Source organism: Microcoleus sp. B4-C2 (assembly GCF_036705265.1).
GTDB lineage: Bacteria > Cyanobacteriota > Cyanobacteriia > Cyanobacteriales > Microcoleaceae > Microcoleus.
In genome coordinates this window covers 1-20250 of record NZ_JAUBUB010000109.1, presented here as the reverse complement: position 1 = coordinate 20250, position 20250 = coordinate 1, and the positions used below count along the sequence as shown (strand labels likewise).

Here is a 20250-nt window from a genome sequence, read left to right as displayed (position 1 = left end):
AGTCGAGCGCGAGCGGACTCGAGCCGCTCGCGCTCGACTATTATAATTTACTTGGGGACAATTAATCCACCCTGCTTCTTAAGGGGGGTTAGGGGGGATCTGGACTCAGGTACAAGCGAGATTTTCCCAAGCAAAACCTGCCCAGGCGATGTGATGTTTGCTCAATCTGCTAAAATTTTAATTTCATCCAAAGATGCGATCGCCACATCAGCATTTTCCAAATGACTAACCTCCGCCTTCCCCCAACAAATCCCGATACAGCCAGCCGCGCCCGCATTTTTACCCATCTGAATATCGCCCGCTGAATCTCCCACCATCAAAGTTGCTGCGGGATTTACTCCCAGTTTCTCACAAGCTTGCAAAAACAATTTCGGATCTGGTTTATGAAGCGTTGAATCAACTCCCATTTCTAACTGAATCCACTCGGCTAATGCGTGGTGTTTCACAAATTTCTGCACCGATTCTGTTGTAGCCGCCGAAAGAATTCCCAGCTTCAAGCCCGCTTCCGAAAGATATTTCAGCACTTCCAAACTGCCGACAAATAAAGGAGAAACCGCACTATTTTTAAACATTTCGTCAGCTTCGTCAAAAGCGCGGCGCGCAATAGTTAAAGATTCCAGCCATCCCCGGCCGGTTTCGGCGATGTATCCCGCCGCCACAATCTCATTTTCCCTGCGACTACCGACGGCTAGCAAACCCGTGGGGTCGATGCTGCCACCTTCGATGCCGAAAGCCATTTGTAAAGGATCTCCAACGCCCGGAATTTGAGCGTCTGCGAGGCGCGATCGCTTAATTCCCAACAATCTCAAAAATTCTTGAGAATCCTCTAGAGTGCCGTCTTTGTCAAAGATTACGGCTTGGATATTCGAGAAGGTAATGCCCCGACATTTAATAGTTACCAAGAATCTGAACTCCGTAATTTTTATATTTTTTTGTATAGTCTCATATTGTGGTATTTTTAGCAATTGTTTTTAGCGCAACATAACTCTCTTGTCCCCCCTTATTAAGGAGGGTTATACCAATTTAATGTGAAGTTGCACATATCTCGATCCCCCTAAATCCCCCTTAAGAAGGGGAGTAGGGGTTGACTTTGAGAAGAATCTTGTCCCACCCCCTACTCCCCTTATTAAGGGGGGCTAGGGGGGATCTGGCCTTAACTATTACGAGATGCCCGATCGTACTCTTGTCCCCCCTTATTAAGGAGGGTTAGGGGATATCTGGCCCTAATAATGACGATCGCACGCACCCAACAACTCCTGACAAACTCCCTCAAAACACTGCAACACATCAACATTCGTAAACCTGACAACTTGCAGTCCATACCCCTCGAAAATCCCTGTTCTTTCCGCATCATATTGTTTCCCCTGTTCAGTAAAATGACTCTCGCCATCAACCTCAATTACCAATCTTAAAGCAGCACAATAAAAATCTACAATAAAATTGTCGATGGGTCGCTGTCTCAAAACTCTAAAAGGGAAATTTCTCAGAAAATCTTCCCAAAGTTTCTTTTCGGCTGGAGTTGGATTTTTCCGAAGTTCCTTGGCGATAGGGATGAGTTTTGGGTTGTAAGGTAGGTGGAAATTCGAGTCGTTTAATTTGGTCATCATCCTCCTAATCTCGAGCCGGAGATCCCCCCTAACCCCCCTTAAGAAGGGGGGGACAAGACTCTTCTCAAAGTCAACCCCTACTCCCCTTAAGAAGGGGGATTTAGGGGGATCTCCGGGGGACAAGAGTTTAACTGCCTAATCTAATCTCAAACATCATAAATCAACACTCCAAAATATTTAAAATCTTCCTACTAAATTAGCCACCATTAATCCTAGTACAACCGGCTGGATGGGCTTAACCATATGTCTTTGAAAACCAGCTTCGATCGCCCTTTCGCGTTCTTTATCGCCCGCATAGGCAGTCAGCGCCGCGGCCGGGATTTCTCCTCCGGCTTCCGCAGCAAGAGATCGCACTTCTCGAATTAAGAAATACCCATCTTCCTCTGGCATTCCGATATCGGAGATGAGCAAATCATATCTGCCGGGATTTTCAGTCAAAGCAGCGATCGCACTTCTGGCAGATTCAACTGCCAAAACCTCCGCCCCGTAGCCTTCAAGGACAAATTGTAAGAACTCGCGCGTATCGATCAGATCGTCTACAGCTAAGATGTGCAAGCCTTCGAGAGAGGGGACGCGATCGCTAGAGGCGTTTAAAGGCCCTTCCAAATCAGTTGAGTTTAAATCGATCGCCGATGTCAACTCTGCAGGTAGGGATCGCAACGGCAATCTGACAGTCATTGTAGTTCCTTGTCCCTCACCCGGACTTTCGGCTTGCACCGTTCCCCCGTGCAATTCAATCAGGTGACGCACGATCGACAAACCCAATCCCAGCCCTTGATTCGTCTTAGCGCTGCTGGCATCGCCTTGATGGAAACGATCGAAAATATACGGCAAAAATTGTGCCTCAATGCCTTTTCCCGTATCCCTGACTCGAAGTTGAGCATGATTCTCGATCGCCGAGAGCGTGATTTCCACTCGTCCCCCCGCCGGAGTAAACTTAATCGCATTAGACAGAAGATTCCACACAACTTGCTGCAAGCGATTGATATCCCCTAAAACAGTCGTAGAAATCAACTCCGAAACAATTTGAATGTTTTTTGCCTCGGCGGATAATTGCACCCCGTCCAGCGCGGCTTGCACCGCTAACCGCAGATCGATCTGACAAATGGACAGTTGAAGCTTGCCACTCGTAATCCGCGAAATATCCAGGATATCTTCGATTAACTGAGATTGCGCCCTCGCGCTGCGCTCGATCACCTCTAGAGCGTTAGTAGCCGCTACTCCCTTAAGCTTGCCAGAGCGCAGAACTTGTGACCACCCCAAGATCGGAGTCAGGGGATTGCGGAGCTCGTGGGAGAGATTCGCGAGAAATTCATCTTTAGCACGGTTGGCGGTTTCTGCTTGTTGGCGGGCCAACTGTTCCTGCTCCAATAACTGCGCTCGTAGGGTCTCAAACTGCTTGCGCTCGGTGATATCCTCGATCGACAACAGAATCATTAAAGCTTGGTCTTCTCGTTCCAGTTTACAAGCATTCAGCAGCATGGTTTTCTGCCCGCTCTGCTCAAACAGGTGCTGCAACTCAAAGTTTTCAAGCTGAACATCACTCACCAGAATATCTTCCAGAATCCCTCGCAATTGGGGGATATTCCACTGCCCGTTGCCTAGCTCAAACAGCGAAGATTTTGCTGTTTCTAACGGTGAAACCTGAAACAATTCATAAAACGATCGATTTGCTTTATTCACTCGGAAATTAGCATCTAGGACGACTAAAGGCGTTTGCACAGTTTCCACAATGGTTTCAGCATAATTTCGGGCCTCCTCCAAGGTTCTGGCACTGCCTTTAAGAGCATCAATATCGAGCAAAACCATCACCACACCGTCAATCTGGTTTTCCGTTGTTCGGTAAGGACGAATGCGGAGGTTGTACCAATATCCCGATAAAGTTTGAACTTCTTGTTCTTTCGTCTGGAGAGTATCAATCACCTCCAAAATCATCTGTTCCAAGTCAGGAACGTTCAGAGTTGAGCGGATGTCGCTAAAGGGTCGTCCAACATCTGTGGGAATCACACTAAAAATTTGCTGTGCCGTTGGCGTAAAGCGTCGAATCTGTAAATCGTTTGTCAGCATTAAAATAGGGATATTGATACTGGAAAGCAAATTTATCAGATCGTTATTGACCCGGCTTTGTTCAATATTGCGGCTGCGAAGTTCCTCGTTAGTGGTAGTGAGTTCCTCGTTAGTGGCTTGAATCTCTTCTTTGGCAGTTTCTAACTCCTCGTTGGTGCTTTGCAACTCCTCGTTGCTCGATAGGATTTCTTCGTTGGCAATTTTGATGTCTTGGTTGAGATTTTCGTGTTCATGGATCACCGCTTGCAGTTGCGCTTGAACCGCAGTTTTCTCTTGGTAAGCTGCTGCAAGTTGCTGCCTCATTAGCTCAATTTCGCGCACTAAATCAGCTTGCTCGAAGCTTTCAGAAGGGAGGGTGGTGAGGTTAAGCACGGGGGGTGAAGCCTGTTCAAATAGCACCAAAAAGTAGCGTCCTTCGACCGCCTGTGGCTGGAACGGAATCACCTCAAAATTGACGATACTCGATCGTCCGCCCGATTCAATAACCGAGACTCCTTCTTTCCTAACGGTCACGTTCTGCGTTTGTGCCTGATAAATGGTGGTGCGAAGCTCAAGCAGCAAGCCTTCCCTGGCCATTGTCATCAAGTTTAAGTCGGGCGTTCCAAAGGCCAGTCTCAAGTAAGGATTGATGTCTCCCCGCACTTGCAGGATGTTCATGAGCTCGTTGACAACCACACCTGCTAGGGCATAGCGATTCAAAATCAGTTGGTCTGTTTCTCGCTGTAAATCAAAGCTATTTGTCAAATTTTCCTTCACTCCCTGCCTTTCACGTGGTTTAGCTACGGGATAGGAACTCGGCGTAAACGAAAAAGTCGGACGAGTCGCCGTCAAGTTTTTGGCATAAATTTTAGATTTTTTATCTACTGAAGTAAACAAGTATGAGAATTTTCCGGTACTCTCAGAAGTGCCTAACAACAGAAAGCCATTTGGGTTAAGACTGTAATGAAAAATGGGCATCAATTTTTTTTGCAATGACTCTCCCAAGTAGATCAGCACATTGCGACAGCTAACTAAATCGAGATTGGAAAAAGGCGGGTCGCTACCTAAGTCTTGTCGGGCAAATACACACAGTTCGCGGACTGCCTTGCTGATTCTATAGCTACCTTCTTCTTGGGCAATAAAGTAGGCACTACGTCGTTCTGGTGAAACATCTACCATCTGGTTTTCTGAGTAGACGCCAGACCTCGCTTTGCCAATTGCCTGTTCGCTAATGTCTGTGGCAAAAATCTGGATCGGTGGCTGGATGGCTCGATCGCTCAAAAACTCTAACAAGCAAATCGCGATCGAATAAACTTCTTCACCTGTCGAACATCCCGCCACCCAAATCCGAATCGGAGTTTCGGCCGATTTATTTTGGGTAATCCGGGGGAAAACCAGTTCTGTTAACTTTTCAAAGGCTTCGGGATCACGGAAGAAACTGGTAACGTGGATCAGGATTTCTTCATACAGGGCTGTGACTTCAGCCGAATGGTGTCGAAGATGTTGGGCGTAATCATTCAAGGTTTCCAGCTTGTACAATACCATCCGTCGCTGAATGCGTCGAGCGATCGTGGTGGGTTTGTAGTGGCTAAAATCTACGCCTGTGGTCGATTTCAGCAGCGCAAAAATGCTTGCCAGGGCATCTCCCTGTTCGGGCGATTCCTCAACTTTTGTCAGGGGAAGCGGGCCAGTCAGAAGGGGATTGCCACTATAGTTTGCCAGTTCCTCGGCAATTTTTTCCGGTGGCAGAACGAAATCGACATTGCCTGTCGCAACAGCGGTATTCGGCATACTATCGACTTTTGCTGTGCCTTGACATTGAGCAAAAGTCATGCCTCCGGCTGCTTTGATTGCCTTGAGCCCGAGTGAACCGTCTCCGTCTCCCCCGGATAAAACTACGGCGATTGCTTTGTGTCCGCGATCGATCGCCAATGAGGTAAAAAACGCATCTCCCGGCATATATTTGCCATAAATCTTCTCGCGCGGTGATAGTTGCAGCACGCCTTTACATAGCACCATCTTGGTGTTGGGCGGAATAACGTAGACTTGATTGGGCTCTACAGCTACGCCGTCTTTTACCTCATTAACAGGCATTTGCGTGGTTCTCGCGAGAATCTCGCTCAGCAGACTTTTGTGATTGGGATCTAAATGCTGAATCAGCACAAACGCCATACCCGTATCGGTGGGTAAATGGCTCAGTAATTCCGTGAATGCTGCCAAACCACCTGCTGAGGCAGCAATCCCAACAATGGGAAAGGGGGCATCGGTTTCGGCTAATTGTTCGCAATCGAGGGCGACTGGTGCGATCGATTCGGGTGTATTTTCTGGAGATAATTGAGGAGAAGTCATAATGTGAAGTCCTCGACTTCAGTTATTTAGGAGCTTACGTATCTGGCAACTGTACGACTAATTAATTTAGACTATTTTGATACTCGGTTAACTTGCCATCCTAACGCAACTCCCTTAAGCATGAGCTACACTGTGGGAGCCACGAGCTGAGCGCGATCGAACAATGCTATATCCTGTTGGGGCGATCACTACTAGAGGCTGGTAATAACCAAGTAGTATTTATTTGCTTGCCTACTTAGCTTTTTTCACCCGCCAGTGTAGCAGAAAGTGCGATTACTGATTCCGTATTAATTCTAGCAGTATAAGCGACTTGTGCGCCTTGTATTCCTTTTAAATCTTCTACTCGTTTTTGAATTTCGGAGACTCCAGCAGCTTTTAATGCTGTTAAAAATGCTTCGTCGCTGTAAACTTCTTCGGAAAATGAAACTTCGTCACTTTTAGAAAGATTTTGAATGCGGGCGGCTTTGTTGACTGTCGAGCCAAAATAGTCGATCGAATTATTAAGATTTACCAGCAAAGCCGTACCTCGGTGAATGCCAATCCTGACTTGAATCCACTCTTGTGCTTGGCGAGTGGAGTTATACTCTCTCAAACAGGCTACAGCACCAGCGGCAGCCATAATTGCTTGTTCGTTACTGATAAAAGAAGCCATGACGGCATCGCCGATGGTTTTAATGACTTTACCGCCAAATTTCTCTATCGAGTCAAAGAAAATTTCAAAATGATCGCGCACAATATTGTAAGCTTTAGTATCTCCCAGTGTTTCGTACATTCTGGTAGAACCGGTAATATCAGTAAACATAATAGTAATCGCCCGAATCTTGACTCGCTCTCTTTCTGATATTACTTGATCGCCGAACAAACGCTTATAATCGGGGTGATGAAGCAGTTGCATTCCTGACAGCCGCAGGGGCAGTTGTTCTACTTTTAATTCATCGGGCAATTCATCGGAATGCAAAATCAGCCCCGACAAATTGTGTTCGGTATTAGTTAATTCTATCTTGACTTTTCCCGGACGCACGGCAAGCTCTTTTTTGTCAAAATCTGGGCCGGCTAACTGCTGGAGTTTAATTTCTTGTATCTCTTCTGTTTCTTCGCCTTCAACCTTTAAAATCCCTTTAGCTAAAGTGAGGGGACAGCAGTAGCGATATCGACCGTTTTCTAAGGTAACAATCTCCGATTCGGTGCAGTATAAAGGCGTTACCAGTTGCAGTTTGCTCTGGAGTACGGGAGGGGGAGCGCAGACGGGGCGCAGTTGCGGATCTTCGATTTCTTTGTTCAGGGAAAAAGTAACTTCGACGCGATCGAGCAAATCAATGTTGAACTCGCGCTCGCACATCGGGCAAAAAGACATTTCTGATGTGTCTGCCAAATCCTTAAATTCTTCTGTAATCATGTTGCAGTGGGGGCAGTGAATATCCCAGTGCAAGTCAAAGGCACCGGCTTTTACTCCGTGCAGAAATTCGGAAGTAATTTTTTTAACATTCTTGACTGTCTCGCCTGCTACGTAGTAAGGATTAATTCTCAATCTCTGCAAAATGTGGGAACCGGTTAACCAGTTTTCGATTTGGTCGATCGTTCCTTTGCTCGAATTGGGACGTTTTTTGAGCTGTTCTAATTTTTCTTTTAATAGTTCGATTTTCATGACTCACTTGCCTTTGAGCCTCATGGCAAGAAATTTCTAAGTATTATTTTGTGTAATTTGCTTGTCTAGTTTGTTTTTGCCTGAGAATGCTGATGAGTTTGCACTTGTGCGGATGTCCCTGATGTTTGTAAATCTTAACAAATTAGCAGCATAAAGGCTAGGTTTATTTAGGAAGATCGATCGCGCTGCCACTTGTTTTAATTTAAAGTGCGATCGGTGCATCTGCCAGCAGGAACATATTAAATTGTTGGTAATTGGTAATTGCTAATTGGTAATTGCTAATTGTCAACCACTAAGTAGGGAGACAGCAATGCCCATAGGTGTCAACTTAAGCTGTTAGCTCGCCAAGTTCGTTAGTCATCCCGTCAGTCCGCCAGGGGTTTCAACCCTTGCCGGACTATGGGTTTAACGTTAAGTTGACACCTATGGGCAATTCCGTTTCCCTACAAATGCGCGCGTACTTTTCAGAATTGATATTAATTGGTAATTAATGATTGGTAATTGGGACGTTTAAGGCAAAAAAAAAGAGGGAATTTTCCCTCTTTTAATAACACTAACTGTGATGTTATTCTTCCGTCGCAGGAGGGATTTCTTCCTCTACATCTAATACTGCTTCGGGTGCTGCTTCAGGTGCTGCTTCGGGTGCTGCTTCGGGTGCTGCTTCGGGTGCTGCTTCGGGTGCTACTTCAGGTGCTACTTCCGGCAGATCCTCTTCCATTGCTGATGGCACATCTTCGAGTTCGTCGGAGAGGTCATCATCAGCATCAGTTGAGTCTACAGGAATGTCTATGCCTGCTTTAGCTTGCTTTTGAGCCAGCATTTTCTCGCGGAACTTAGCTGCCATTTCCTCAGCTTTTTCGTATACCAATTCGCGATTTTTGACCATCGCTCCAGGCTCCGGTTCCAACTGCTTGGTGGAGAGAGAAATCCGGCCTCTCTCGGCATCCAAGTCAATGATCATCACTTTCACTTCGTCGTTAACATTGAAAACGCTATGAGGCGTATCGATGTGATCGTGCGAAATTTCCGAGATGTGCAGCAAGCCGCTGACGCCGCCGATGTCGATAAAGGCACCGTAAGGCTTGATACCGCGTACTGTACCGATGACGACTTCTCCGACTTCGAGGCGGTTCATCTTGCGCTCAACTAAGGCGCGACGATGACTCAACACTAGGCGGTTGCGGTCTTCGTCTACCTCTAAGAATTTTAATGGTAATTCTTCGGCGACTAATTCTTCCTTCGGTTTGCGGGTACTGATGTGAGAACCGGGAATAAAGCCTCGCAAGCCTTCTATTCTCACGAGTGCGCCGCCGCGGTTGGTGGCAAATACTTGCGATCGTACTGTGGCATCTTCTGCTTGCAGTTGTCGCACTCTTTCCCACGCCCGCATATATTCGATGCGCCGGATGGACAGGGTTAATTGTCCGTCTTCATTTTCATCGGTTAGAATGAAAAACTCTCGGGTTTCGTTTGATTGCAATACCTCTTCAGGGCTTTCCACTCGATTGATGGACATTTCCTGAATGGGAATGTACGCTGCTGTTTTAGCACCGATATCAATCAGAGCGCCCCTCGGTTCTATACTAAAAACTGTACCCGCTACTACATCGCCCGGGCTAAAGTGATAGTCATATTTATCAAGTAGGGCTGCAAAATCTTCGTGAGTAAAGCCGATGTCTTTGACTGTGGTTTTGAGATTGACCATGCGAATAGTTTCCTAGGATTTCTCTCCTTCATGTTTTTCGTTTGTGCCGGCAGATATTCGAGATTTTGGTGAAAAAGCGATTAACTTTTTTCCAAATCTTTTACTAAAGTCAGTTTTTGCTAACTTTTGCCGGGTGCAACTGCACACCAGCGCTTGCCATTACTGTTACTCCATACTCTGTGTTAAAACGTTGAATCTTAACATTCCGAGTCAAGTAGACTATTTTGACACTCTCAGGTATAAATAAACTGAGATTCTTCATTCAACGAGCCGACTTGCTGGCGACAGGATTACTCCAGTCTAAGTAGAGGTCGGTTTCTCCAGAAGCGTAAATTTCGGTATGTCCTACCGTATTTAATTAGTCACCGAGCTTTAGTTAGGTTTTGTTCAAATGCGAGCTTTCCTAAACTGCAACACCGTTAGGTGTGACTACGCACTCAACTAATCCAGTTAAGTTTTTACGTTGTCTAGTTATACTCTATTTTAGACCGATGACGATCATATCACACCCAGCACTATTACTGAGAAAAAAGAACACTCGCTCGAAAGAGAGTCCCTTGAGTCGCTATTCCTCCCGGCCTTCCTCGCGACAAGGTTTTCAATCTCCCAAAATATTTCTATAAATTAATTTAAGCGAGCTTAGCTGGGACTAGCGCAGGATGCTGGGCTTTCTCGATCGACTGCTTCGGAATCCGGCAAATCTGCGTCAAAATTTGTCCCTGTTTCTGTATCTTCAGCTTCGTTGAGGGGATTCTGAAGGTGATTTAGGGTATCTACAAAATCTCGGATGCCTCGAAATTGCCGATATACCGAGGCAAAACGGACATAAGCGACTTCGCTGAGGGGTCGCAGGTGCAACAGCACCAGTTCCCCTATTTCTGAACTGGCGATTTCTCGGAGCGATCGACCTTGGAGTTGGGCCTCGATTTCTTCTGCCAGAGTTTCGAGATGCCCGGAAGACAAACCGGTTTTTTCGCAGGCCCGAATCAATCCCCTGACTAATTTTGACCTGTCAAAAGATTCGCGCTTGCCGTCCCGCTTGATCACCGTAATCGGCACAAATTCTATGCGTTCGTAGGTTGTGAAGCGGTGCTGGCAGTTCAAACACTCACGCCGCCGACGGATGCTTTGACCTGATTCGGCTGAACGCGATTCTAGAACGCGGCTATTTGTGTGTTGGCAGGAGGAACAGCGCATGATTGCTGAGTTTAACAGGCATTGCCAGCAAATTGCCATTCATCTAACCCCTTGGGGTCTGATGAATGGCTGGACTAGAAAAATCACTTAGCACACAGCGGTGAAAGAGTCCCGCACCAAATTAGATCACTATGATGCGGGCTAACCGCAGTCCGGTTCAGGATATTTTGGACTTACCGCAGGCGTATAGCTAATTATTTGCCAATCCGGGGAGGTTCCCGAAAGGCGATCGCAAAAAATAGTACGCCTATGGCTAAAGCCAGAATCAAAATGTAAGCAACACTTTCCATGTTAAATTTTCCCTATCTTCCCTTGCCGTATTATTTTATCGTGAACAAACCTGACGGTCAACTGAGTACAGTTAGACCGCAGGCTTCTTTTTCCTTTTTTTCAAAGGCTTTTTATAGTGAGGTAGTTCCACCCCCACTTGCTAATATAGTATCAGAGTATTTCCCGATCATCTTGGGGTTTAAAAGAATAATTGTCGGTTTCGGTACCTACACCCGACGAGCCTTTCATCCCAAGGAGTAATTCCCAACGGGGTACGGGGCCGAGCGCTCAGATTAATCCCCTCTAAATATACGTTCGGGACTTCCCGGCTGGTAGTTAATTGCTGGTTTTATTCTTAACTAAAAAAACCCGGTTTCTTCAAGAAACCGGGTTTTTGTGTAGCGGGGAAGTTTCCCCCCTACCCAGAGGCTGGCAAAATTTAGAGAGGTTCTTGTCTTCTGGTGGTTACGTCGCCCAGTTTTTGGAACAGGCCCCACTCGACTTGTTCTTCCAAGTCAGCCTCAACTCCAGCAAACACGTCGCGGAAAATAGTCCGAGAACCGTGCCAGATATGGCCGAAGAAGAATAGCAAAGCAAAGCAAACGTGTCCGAAAGTGAACCAACCGCGAGTCGAAGTGCGGAAAACGCCGTCAGAATTCAAGGTTTCGCGATCGAATTCAAACACTTCACCCTTTTGAGCAGCGCGAGCAAACTTCTTAACATCTAGAGGATTATTAAAGGTTTGACCGTTAAGTTCACCACCGTAGAAGCTGACGGTAACTCCGCTTTGTTCAAAGCTGTATTTTGATTCAGCACGGCGGAAGGGGATGTCAGCGCGAACGACCCCATCTTTGTCCGTCAAAATTACTGGGAAAGTTTCAAAGAAGTTGGGGAGGCGGCGAACCGACAATACCCGACCTTCGCTGTCAGTAAATACTGGATGGCCCAGCCAAGATTTAGCAATACCGTCGCCATTGACCATCGCGCCGGCCCGGAACAAACCGCCTTTAGCAGGAGAGTTGCCCACGTAGTCGTAGAAAGCCAATTTTTCAGGAATTTGTTCGTAAGCTTCTTGGAAGCTTTGGCCACCGGCCAAGCTAGCTTGAGCTCTGCGATCGATTTCTTGTTGGAAATAGCCGCCGTCCCACTGATAGCGAGTCGGGCCAAAAAGTTCGATCGGAGTTGCAGCAGAACCGTACCACATCGTACCCGCAACCACAAAGGCTGCAAAGAACACAGCAGCGATACTGCTAGAAAGTACAGTTTCGATATTCCCCATCCGCAGGGCTTTGTAAAGACGTTCCGGCGGCCGCACTGTCAAGTGGAACAAACCGGCAATTACGCCGACTACGCCCGCTGCAATGTGGTGAGCCACGATGCCGCCCGGATTGAACGGATCGAAGCCTTCAGGGCCCCAAGAAGGCGCCACTGGCTGGACGTGACCGGTCAGGCCGTAGGGGTCAGACACCCACATTCCCGGGCCGAAAAGTCCCGACAGGTGAAATGCGCCGAAGCCGAAGCAGAGCAAGCCGGAGAGGAACAGGTGAATGCCAAACATTTTTGGCAAGTCGAGGGCTGGTTCACCGGTGCGAGGGTCTCTGAAAAGTTCTAAGTCCCAAAATACCCAGTGCCAAACTGCTGCTAAGAACAGCAGGCCAGAGAGGACGATGTGAGCGACGGCGACGCCTTCAAAGGACCAGAAGCCCGGATCGACGTTACCTTCGCCAGTGATGCTCCAACCGCCCCAAGAACCCGTAACTCCCAAGCGAGTCATGAAGGGCAACACGAACATCCCTTGACGCCACATTGGGTTCAGAACTGGGTCTGTGGGATCAAAAACTGCTAGTTCATAAAGGGCCATTGAGCCGGCCCAACCTGCCACGAGGGCAGTGTGCATTAAGTGTACAGAAATCAATCGGCCTGGGTCATTTAAGACGACTGTGTGTACGCGATACCAGGGTAGTCCCATTGACTGCGGTTCTCCAAGGTGTAAGTGATGATGTCTATTTTTACGGAAAAATCAGATTCTGAATCCCCAGCAGTTACCTGCAGGGTTTAAACTCTGCCTTTTGCCGACTGCCATCTACCTTCAAAGGTGGAGGCATAAAAATGAAAGTTATTTAAAGAAGTGTATCGAGTGTTAGAACCGATTGCAATATGTTGAGCATTACATTAGTTGCGGGTTGCCCATTTCGCAGCGGGCGGCGATCGTCCCGAGGCGTTCGAGGACTTGCTCGGCATCGATCAGTCTGGTGAGGGTGACGTTGCCGATATTTTTGGCGGGATCGGCGGGATCGGGACGGACTGCGGGTTGGACTTCTACCATGAGTACGGCGTCTTCTACGCGGTAGAGCCACATTTTTTCGTTGCGATCGGAAAGACACAGGTTGAGCTGTTGGATGTCCGGCGCCCGCCTCCAGGCGGCGTGACTCCACTCGCCGCCGACGCCCCAAACGCGCCCAACTTTCCAGCCGTCGGATAAGAAGAAGTATTTCACTTGTGTACGCTTGTTGAGATTTTTTTGTCTAACATAACGCAAAACTGCAATTGTACGGAATTATTGAACCGCGAAGACGCCTTAGCGAAGCGGCGCGTAAGCGCTAGGACGCTAAGGAAGAGCGGCTCGCTTGGGTCAGAAAGTCCTAACCATTCAAATGTGTATTGTGGCCCTAACAAGGTTGTGGTAATTTTGCTCTTTTGGTCGCTTGATGCGATCGCATCATCTTAATCTCAATTAATATGCCCCAATTATGAGCGAGCGATATTTGACCAAACCTTTTACTATACTATATAATGGTATTAAATGACAGGTGCCCCGAACTGCACGGGGAGGTATGGTACGGTTGAGATACCGTGCGCCTGTCAGAGACAAGGTGCCCCGAACTGCACGGGGAGGTATGGTACGGTTGAGATACCGTGCGCCTGTCAACCTGAAACATGATTTTAATGATCATACCATCACTGCCAAAATAACGCCCCGCCAAGGCGTAGAGAGTTATTTTAAGCCCCTCTTAAAAGAGGGTTAAGCTCTCAATAAGGGCGAAATCCACGACTATAATAGTCGTGGATTCGCATTTAAACTTACCCTTCATTTTAGCGGTCTTCAAAGTGGATTTTATGCTGGAGAATAGGAATTTTCAACAACTGCATTTTCGGCTCAAGTAGATGGAAGGCTTCCTCCTATTCAGTATGACCACTGGCTCTCCCTGCTTCCTTTGAATAACGATCTATCAAGTACACCACATAATCTGCTAGCTGCAAACCAGTGTAAAATTCTGAGAAGCCAAACAAAGGTAGTTCCACAAAGTTAGAATATTTTTTTTGTGACTTCCAATCTCGATACACTCTGAGCAATCTCCCATCCTGAATACTGGTATGCTGAGTTGAGCGCGAATCCATAAGTAATATTCCCGTTTCGTTAGATTGCTTTAGATAAGCATCTAGCTGCTCTAATAATTGATTAAAAGTTAAGCGATACAAACCAGTTTCATCTTTAATATATTCGCTGGTTTCGCGCAATCTTTTTTTGTTGGCTTGAACAGCGAATATATTGCTAGGTAACTGACTGATAGTTTCTGAAACTTTCTTGAACGCTTGAAGACGGAATTCCCTTGGAAAATTCTTAAATGAACCCACACCTTGCCAAATATCGCGCCCCTTAAGTTCCCAGTCTTCAGGTTCCTTCCCACTAAATAGCTCCTTTTTAAGTGCTGAAAATTCTCTATCCATTTGTGACCAGTGCTGGACATGGATAGCAAAGCTAGCTAAAAAAAAGAAATTTGTCTCCATATCTTTCCAGCCAGTGCCACCCTCATCAACGTAAAATAAAATCGTCATCTCGCCTTATGGTAACTTTTTGACATAAACGCTACATTATAAGTGTTTTTTAGCTTTTAACTTATACTAGAATAAAGACAAGACTAAAACCCCATCTCTCACCGGCGCTTATATTGATGGCCAACATCCAGGATACAAGCCCCCAGATTAATCCGTAGAGTCACCTCTTCAATTTAAAATCTAAAATCTAAAATCTAAAATCGAATGACTGCACAAACCCCTGTACAATTCCAAGACAGTTTCGACATCATCGTAGTAGGTGGCGGACACTCCGGCTGCGAAGCCGCCCTCGCCACTTCTCGCCTCGGCTGTCGCACTCTTTTACTCACCCTCAACCTCGACAAAATTGCGTGGCAACCTTGCAATCCCGCTGTCGGCGGCCCGGCTAAAACCCAACTTACTAACGAAGTTGATGCGTTAGGCGGGGAAATTGGCAAAATGGCCGATCGCACTTACTTACAAAAGCGCGTCCTCAACGCATCGAGAGGCCCCGCAGTGTGGGCGCTGAGAGCACAAACAGACAAGCGGGAATACGCCGCTGTGATGAATAATATTGTTGAAAATCAACCCAATTTGACCATCCGCGAAGCGATGGTAACAGACTTAGTTTTGGGCAAAAACGAAGAAGTTATCGGAGTCGAAACATACTTCGGCGTCGCTTTTGAATGCAAAGCAGTAATTCTGACCACAGGTACTTTTTTAGGCGGCACGATTTGGGTGGGCAATAAGTCGATGCCCGCCGGACGTGCAGGAGAATTTGCTGCCGTTGGTTTGACGGAAACTCTCAATCGTTTGGGCTTTGAAACTGGGCGGTTAAAAACAGGAACTCCGGCCAGAGTTGACAAACGTACTCTCGATTATACCAACCTGGAACCGCAGCCGGGAGATGCAGAGGTTCGCTGGTTTAGTTTCGATCCAGAAGTTTGGATCGAACGGGAACAAATGCCTTGTTATTTGACTCGAACTACGCCAGCAACTCATCAATTAATTAGAGACAATTTGCACCTTTCTCCAGTCTACGGCGGCTGGGTTGATGCGAAGGGGCCGCGCTATTGTCCGAGTATTGAAGATAAGATTGTGCGGTTTGCAGATAAGGAAAGTCACCAGATTTTTATTGAACCGGAAGGTAGAGATATTCCTGAACTTTATATCCAAGGTTTTTCTACTGGTTTACCGGAAAATTTGCAATTGCAAATGCTGCGGACTCTTCCGGGATTGGAAAAGTGCGAGATGATGCGCCCTGCTTATGCTGTGGAGTACGATTATTTGCCGGCAACTCAGTGCTTTCCAACGCTGATGACTAAGAAGATTGAAGGGCTGTTTTGCGCGGGTCAGGTGAACGGTACAACTGGATATGAGGAGGCGGCTGCACAGGGGATTGTGGCGGGGATTAATGCGGCTCGGTTTGCGAAAAATCAGGAGATGATTGTGTTTCCTCGCGAGCAAAGTTATATCGGGACTTTGATCGATGATTTGTGTACGAAGGATTTGCGGGAACCTTACCGGATGTTGACTTCGCGATCGGAATATCGGCTATTATTGCGATCGGACAATGCGGATCAACGCTTGACGCCGCTGGGACGGGAAATTGGCTTGATTGACGATCGCCGCTGGGAGTTGTTCGATCGCAAACAAGCTAATATTGTGGCAGAGAAGGAACGGTTGTACTCGACGCGGGTGAAAGAGCACGAGGAAGTAGGGAAGGCAATTTTTGCTGACACTCAACAAGCAATTAAAGGTTCAATTACTCTGGCTGATTTGTTGCGTCGTCCTGGTTTTCATTATGTGGATTTGGAACGCTACAATTTAGGCAATTCTAGTCTGAAGTTGGCTGAGAAAGATGGTGCAGAAATTGACATCAAATATTCCGGCTACCTGCAAAGACAGCAAAATCAAATCGATGACATTGCCAAACACGAACGCCGACAATTGCCTGCGGATTTGGATTACATGGCAATTACAACTCTATCCAAAGAATCGCGGGAAAAATTGGCTAAGGTGAAACCGCTGACGATTGGCCAAGCGGCGAGAATTGGCGGAGTAAATCCGGCTGATGTTAATGCTTTGTTGATTTTTCTGGAAGTGCGAAACCGTCAGCAGCCAGCGGGTGTAGGAAAATAACCTCAACTAGAGGTGTTTCAAAGCTGCCTTCAATTTTATGGAATAGCAGGATGAAAAAGTGTGACTATAGCAATCCTAAATGATTCGTGTAATTCTTGTAGGGGCAAACCCCCCGTGGTTGCCCCGATGCAGGCTGGGGTAGGCACGGGGAGTAGGGGTAGCACTACCCCTACATATTTTTACAAATGATGCGAGGATTGCTATATTGTGAAACCACTATTTTGTTCTGCAGCTTTCCTATTGAGGGATATACAGCATATTCCATGTATATGTGGTACACACAAGAAGAGCGATCGCCTGCTGTTTGGTGCGTCGCCACCCGTTAATCTGCAATCTTTATCAAATATGAAGGAGCGACGCACCCTACCGATTAACACCAGACTTGGCTTATAAAAACTCCGAAATCGGGAATTGATACCTGTATTCAGCAACGCCACAAAAACGGAAAACTGGCAGAATGTCAACTAGAATTGATGAAACTCTGCCAGTCTATTGTAGATATTTATCAATCCTCGAACCCCAACTTCCATAAAGAGTGCGAGAGAGAGGGGGAGACAGCGAGAGGGAGAGGGGGAGAGGGGGAGAAGTGGGAAACACAGTTAAATTCATCCGTGTATCCGTGTCCGAATCCGTGTCGTGCCTTCCTTCTTCCCTCTTCCTTCTTCCTTCTTCCTTCCTTTAATGTGCCCAGAGAATCACGCCAGCTTCATAAGGACTGCTGAGATTATCGTGCTTCGGCAAAACCCGCAAGGACAAGCCTTGCAAACCGCTAGAAGTATAAGTAATGTCAGCCGTATAAAGGCTAGCATTCTGAGAATCTTCTCCCAAATACTCCATCACTACCGGCACGCCACCAATGATATCGCCGTTAGCATCAACCGAACCTTGATAAAGTTCGACTTGCACGTCTGCAGGAGTCAATCCCTTCAGATTAATCCGAGATTTAACAGATATCGACTGATTGACTTTAACTTCTTTATCCTGCGAAATATCAACAGCCTCAATCTTAATATCGTGCCATTTCGCGAGAACGTGCTTCTTCCAGTGAGACAACTCCTTGGCCGGAGCGCAATTATCCGAAGTCATGGTGTGGTAGCGATCGCTCACGGGGAAATAGGCCCGCCGCGCGTAATCCTTCACCATCCGAGCTGTATTGAACAAAGGACAATTCAAGCGAATAGAATCCTTCATTTTCGCCGTCCAACCGCGGGGAATTCCATCATCATCCCGGTTGTAAAATAGGGGTACAACTTCTTTTTCCATCAAGTCGTACAAAGCATTCGCCTCGACATCATCCTGATACTTAGTATCTTCGTAAAATTCCCCATGTCCGATCGGCCAACCGGTACGAACATAATCAGCCTCATCCCACCATCCGTCAAGAATGCTCAGATTCGGCAAACCATTCATCGAAGCTTTCATCCCGGATGTACCCGAAGCCTCACGCGGGCGGCGCGGCGTATTCAGCCACACATCGCAGCCAGACACCATCATCCGAGCAACGTTAATGTCGTAGTTCGGTAAAAACACCATCGAGCTCATCGTCTCGTGCTCGCGGATGAAGTGAACGATATCCCGAATCAATTCCTTACCCGGAATATCCATCGGGTGAGCCTTCCCAGCAATCACAAACTGCACCGGGCGATTTTGATCCCGCATGATCCGCATAATTCGATCGACATCGCGCAAAAACAGCGTCGCCCGCTTGTAAGTAGCAAAGCGGCGGGCAAACCCGATCGTCAGCACCTTCGGATTGAGAGCCTCCCGCGCGTGTTCGATTTCCGTTTGGGCCGCACCGCGCTCGCGCAAAGTCTTTTGCAGCCACTCCCGCGCGAACACCACCAACTCCGATCGACAGCGTTCGTGATTGCGCCATAGTTCCTCATCAGGAATCGACGAAAGCCTGTCCCATAGACGATCGTCCTTACCGGTCATTTCCCAGTCCGGGCCGAGATATCGATCGTACAACTCCTGAGTAGACTTCGCCACACAACTGCGAGCGTGCACCCCGTTGGTAATCGAAGTAATCGGTACTTCTTCCTGGGGCAAACCCGGCCACAAACCCTGAAACATCGGGCGCGACACCACACCGTGCAAAGCCGCCACCCCGTTGACAAAACTCGACATTTTAATTGCCAAAATTGCCATATTCAGAGGTGCGGACAAATCGCCAGTATTCTCCCGGCCCAATCCCAGAAACTCATCTTGCGACAAGCCAAACATCTTGGGATAGTGACTCAGATAGTGCATCACCATATCCGGCTCGAACAAGTCAAACCCAGCAGGCACAGGAGTGTGAGTCGTAAACATACTGCTCGAAACCACCACCTGTTCCGCTTCCACGAAACTCAGGTGATATTCCTCCATCAGCATCCGAATGCGTTCCAAAGCCATGAAAGCCGCGTGGCCTTCATTCATGTGATAAGCCGTAACTGTCAGCCCCAATGCCTTGAGCATTTTCACGCCACCGATGCCCAGCATGATTTCTTGGTGCATCCGCAGAGTTTTATCACCGCCATACAGTTGGTCGGTAATATCTTGGTCGTAGCGGCTGTTAGGTTCAATATTTGTATCCATTAGGTACAAAGGAACCGTTCCCACTTGTACTCGCCAAATCCGGGCATACACCTTGCGGCCGGGATAGTCTACCTCAATCCGCAATTCCGAACCGTCGGGATTGCGTTCTGGGTGCAGTGGCATATTGTAGAAATCATTGAGCGGATAGCGTTCTTGCTGCCAGCCGTCGGCGTTGAGATACTGCGAAAAATAGCCTTCTTGGTAAAGCAGGCCGACACCGACTAAGGGCAAGCCCAAATCGCTAGCTGATTTGAGGTGGTCGCCTGCGAGCACGCCCAAACCGCCGGAATAGATGGGTAGGGCTTTAACTAAGCCGAATTCCATCGAAAAGTAAGCGTAGCATTCTTGCTGCTCGGTGCCGCGCTGTTTCCGGTACCAGGCGCGGTTTTTGAGATAATCGTCTAACTGCTGGGCTGCTCGGTTCATTTGGGCAATGAAGCCTTCGTCTTCTGCCATTTCTTGCAGCCGCTCTTGAGATATGGTTCCGAGCATCAGCACCGGGTTTTGGTTGCTGGAGTCCCACAGGTCTCGATCGAGGCGGCGGAAGAGGTCTTTGGTATCGACGTTCCAGTCCCAGTGCAAGTTGTAGGCAAGCTTGCGTAGGGGTTCGAGAATTGTCGGTAGCGAGGGGGAAACGTTAAATGTGCGAATTGGCTGCATAGACAAAGCATTTATGTTGGGGTAGCGATATTTTCGTCTGTCTTTAGGTACAAGTCCGTTATTCTGCACACTATTTTAAGTTTTAAGCTGCGGGGGGCGATCGCGATGCCGATCTGTATCGACTATCTGCAATGACACAGCAGTGCCGTGTCCCTAACTCAGCTAAGGATCGCGAATTAAATAACTTACAATTTTAATTGTTATTGTGGGATGGGCGTCCCGCCCGTCCAAAAAGG

The 20250-nt window shown here is 47.5% G+C and carries 12 protein-coding genes; 1 reads left to right on the top strand and 11 read right to left on the bottom strand.

The features are described 5' to 3' along the window. Positions 1-161: 161 nt before the first annotated feature. The 10 genes from QUB20_RS24410 to QUB20_RS24365 all read right to left on the bottom strand — a co-directional run bounded on the left by QUB20_RS24410 (position 162) and on the right by QUB20_RS24365 (position 14656). The gene (locus QUB20_RS24410) at positions 162-902 is read right to left on the bottom strand and encodes an HAD family hydrolase (protein WP_333250122.1); all 741 of its coding nucleotides are present in this window, start codon (positions 900-902) and stop codon (positions 162-164) included. Between the two features lie 321 nt (positions 903-1223). Continuing rightward, positions 1224-1607, bottom strand: coding sequence for an endonuclease domain-containing protein (locus QUB20_RS24405; protein WP_333250124.1), 384 nt, complete (start codon positions 1605-1607; stop codon positions 1224-1226). A 177-nt stretch (positions 1608-1784) separates the two neighbouring features. Further along, complete coding sequence (locus QUB20_RS24400) at positions 1785-6002, bottom strand: chemotaxis protein CheB (RefSeq protein WP_333250126.1); 4218 nt, start codon at positions 6000-6002, stop codon at positions 1785-1787. A 235-nt stretch (positions 6003-6237) separates the two neighbouring features. Next, positions 6238-7647, bottom strand: a complete 1410-nt coding sequence (locus QUB20_RS24395; protein ID WP_333250128.1) for an adenylate/guanylate cyclase domain-containing protein — start codon at positions 7645-7647, stop codon at positions 6238-6240. Between the two features lie 565 nt (positions 7648-8212). Further along, the gene (locus QUB20_RS24390) at positions 8213-9352 is read right to left on the bottom strand and encodes a 30S ribosomal protein S1 (RefSeq protein WP_333250130.1); all 1140 of its coding nucleotides are present in this window, start codon (positions 9350-9352) and stop codon (positions 8213-8215) included. Between the two features lie 639 nt (positions 9353-9991). After that, positions 9992-10549: a transcriptional regulator NrdR gene (gene nrdR, locus QUB20_RS24385; protein WP_333242409.1), complete on the bottom strand. Its 558-nt coding sequence runs from the start codon at positions 10547-10549 to the stop codon at positions 9992-9994. Between the two features lie 194 nt (positions 10550-10743). Further along, the gene (locus QUB20_RS24380) at positions 10744-10839 is read right to left on the bottom strand and encodes a photosystem II reaction center protein T (protein ID WP_006635641.1); all 96 of its coding nucleotides are present in this window, start codon (positions 10837-10839) and stop codon (positions 10744-10746) included. A gap of 419 nt (positions 10840-11258) precedes the next feature. Next, positions 11259-12788, bottom strand: a complete 1530-nt coding sequence (gene psbB / locus QUB20_RS24375) for a photosystem II chlorophyll-binding protein CP47 (protein ID WP_333242292.1) — start codon at positions 12786-12788, stop codon at positions 11259-11261. A gap of 198 nt (positions 12789-12986) precedes the next feature. Then, entirely contained in the window at positions 12987-13316 is a 330-nt protein-coding gene (locus QUB20_RS24370; RefSeq protein ID WP_039887994.1) for a hypothetical protein, read from the bottom strand. A gap of 683 nt (positions 13317-13999) precedes the next feature. Beyond that, a complete protein-coding gene (locus tag QUB20_RS24365; RefSeq protein ID WP_333250133.1) occupies positions 14000-14656 on the bottom strand; it encodes a DUF3800 domain-containing protein in 657 nt (218 codons plus the stop codon). A 204-nt stretch (positions 14657-14860) separates the two neighbouring features. Here QUB20_RS24365 and mnmG point away from each other — a divergent pair, with 204 nt between their 5' ends. After that, positions 14861-16777, top strand: coding sequence for a tRNA uridine-5-carboxymethylaminomethyl(34) synthesis enzyme MnmG (mnmG, locus tag QUB20_RS24360; RefSeq protein ID WP_333250135.1), 1917 nt, complete (start codon positions 14861-14863; stop codon positions 16775-16777). Positions 16778-17455: 678 nt separating this feature from the next. On the opposite strand, the gene glgP is transcribed toward mnmG, so the two are convergent. Continuing rightward, a complete protein-coding gene (gene glgP / locus QUB20_RS24355) occupies positions 17456-20014 on the bottom strand; it encodes an alpha-glucan family phosphorylase (RefSeq protein ID WP_333250138.1) in 2559 nt (852 codons plus the stop codon). Positions 20015-20250: the final 236 nt, after the last annotated feature.

Bases quoted from the DNA above. Each gene is read 5' to 3' on its own strand.
- glgP (WP_333250138.1), bottom strand. From the start codon at position 20,014: ATGCAGCCAATTCGCACATTTAACGTTTCCCCCTCGCTACCGACAATT.
- mnmG (WP_333250135.1), top strand. From the start codon at position 14,861: ATGACTGCACAAACCCCTGTACAATTCCAAGACAGTTTCGACATCATC.
- QUB20_RS24395 (WP_333250128.1), bottom strand. From the start codon at position 7,647: ATGAAAATCGAACTATTAAAAGAAAAATTAGAACAGCTCAAAAAACGT.
- QUB20_RS24380 (WP_006635641.1), bottom strand. From the start codon at position 10,839: ATGGAAAGTGTTGCTTACATTTTGATTCTGGCTTTAGCCATAGGCGTA.
- QUB20_RS24390 (WP_333250130.1), bottom strand. From the start codon at position 9,352: ATGGTCAATCTCAAAACCACAGTCAAAGACATCGGCTTTACTCACGAA.
- QUB20_RS24405 (WP_333250124.1), bottom strand. From the start codon at position 1,607: ATGATGACCAAATTAAACGACTCGAATTTCCACCTACCTTACAACCCA.
- QUB20_RS24365 (WP_333250133.1), bottom strand. From the start codon at position 14,656: ATGACGATTTTATTTTACGTTGATGAGGGTGGCACTGGCTGGAAAGAT.
- nrdR (WP_333242409.1), bottom strand. From the start codon at position 10,549: ATGCGCTGTTCCTCCTGCCAACACACAAATAGCCGCGTTCTAGAATCG.
- psbB (WP_333242292.1), bottom strand. From the start codon at position 12,788: ATGGGACTACCCTGGTATCGCGTACACACAGTCGTCTTAAATGACCCA.
- QUB20_RS24400 (WP_333250126.1), bottom strand. From the start codon at position 6,002: ATGACTTCTCCTCAATTATCTCCAGAAAATACACCCGAATCGATCGCA.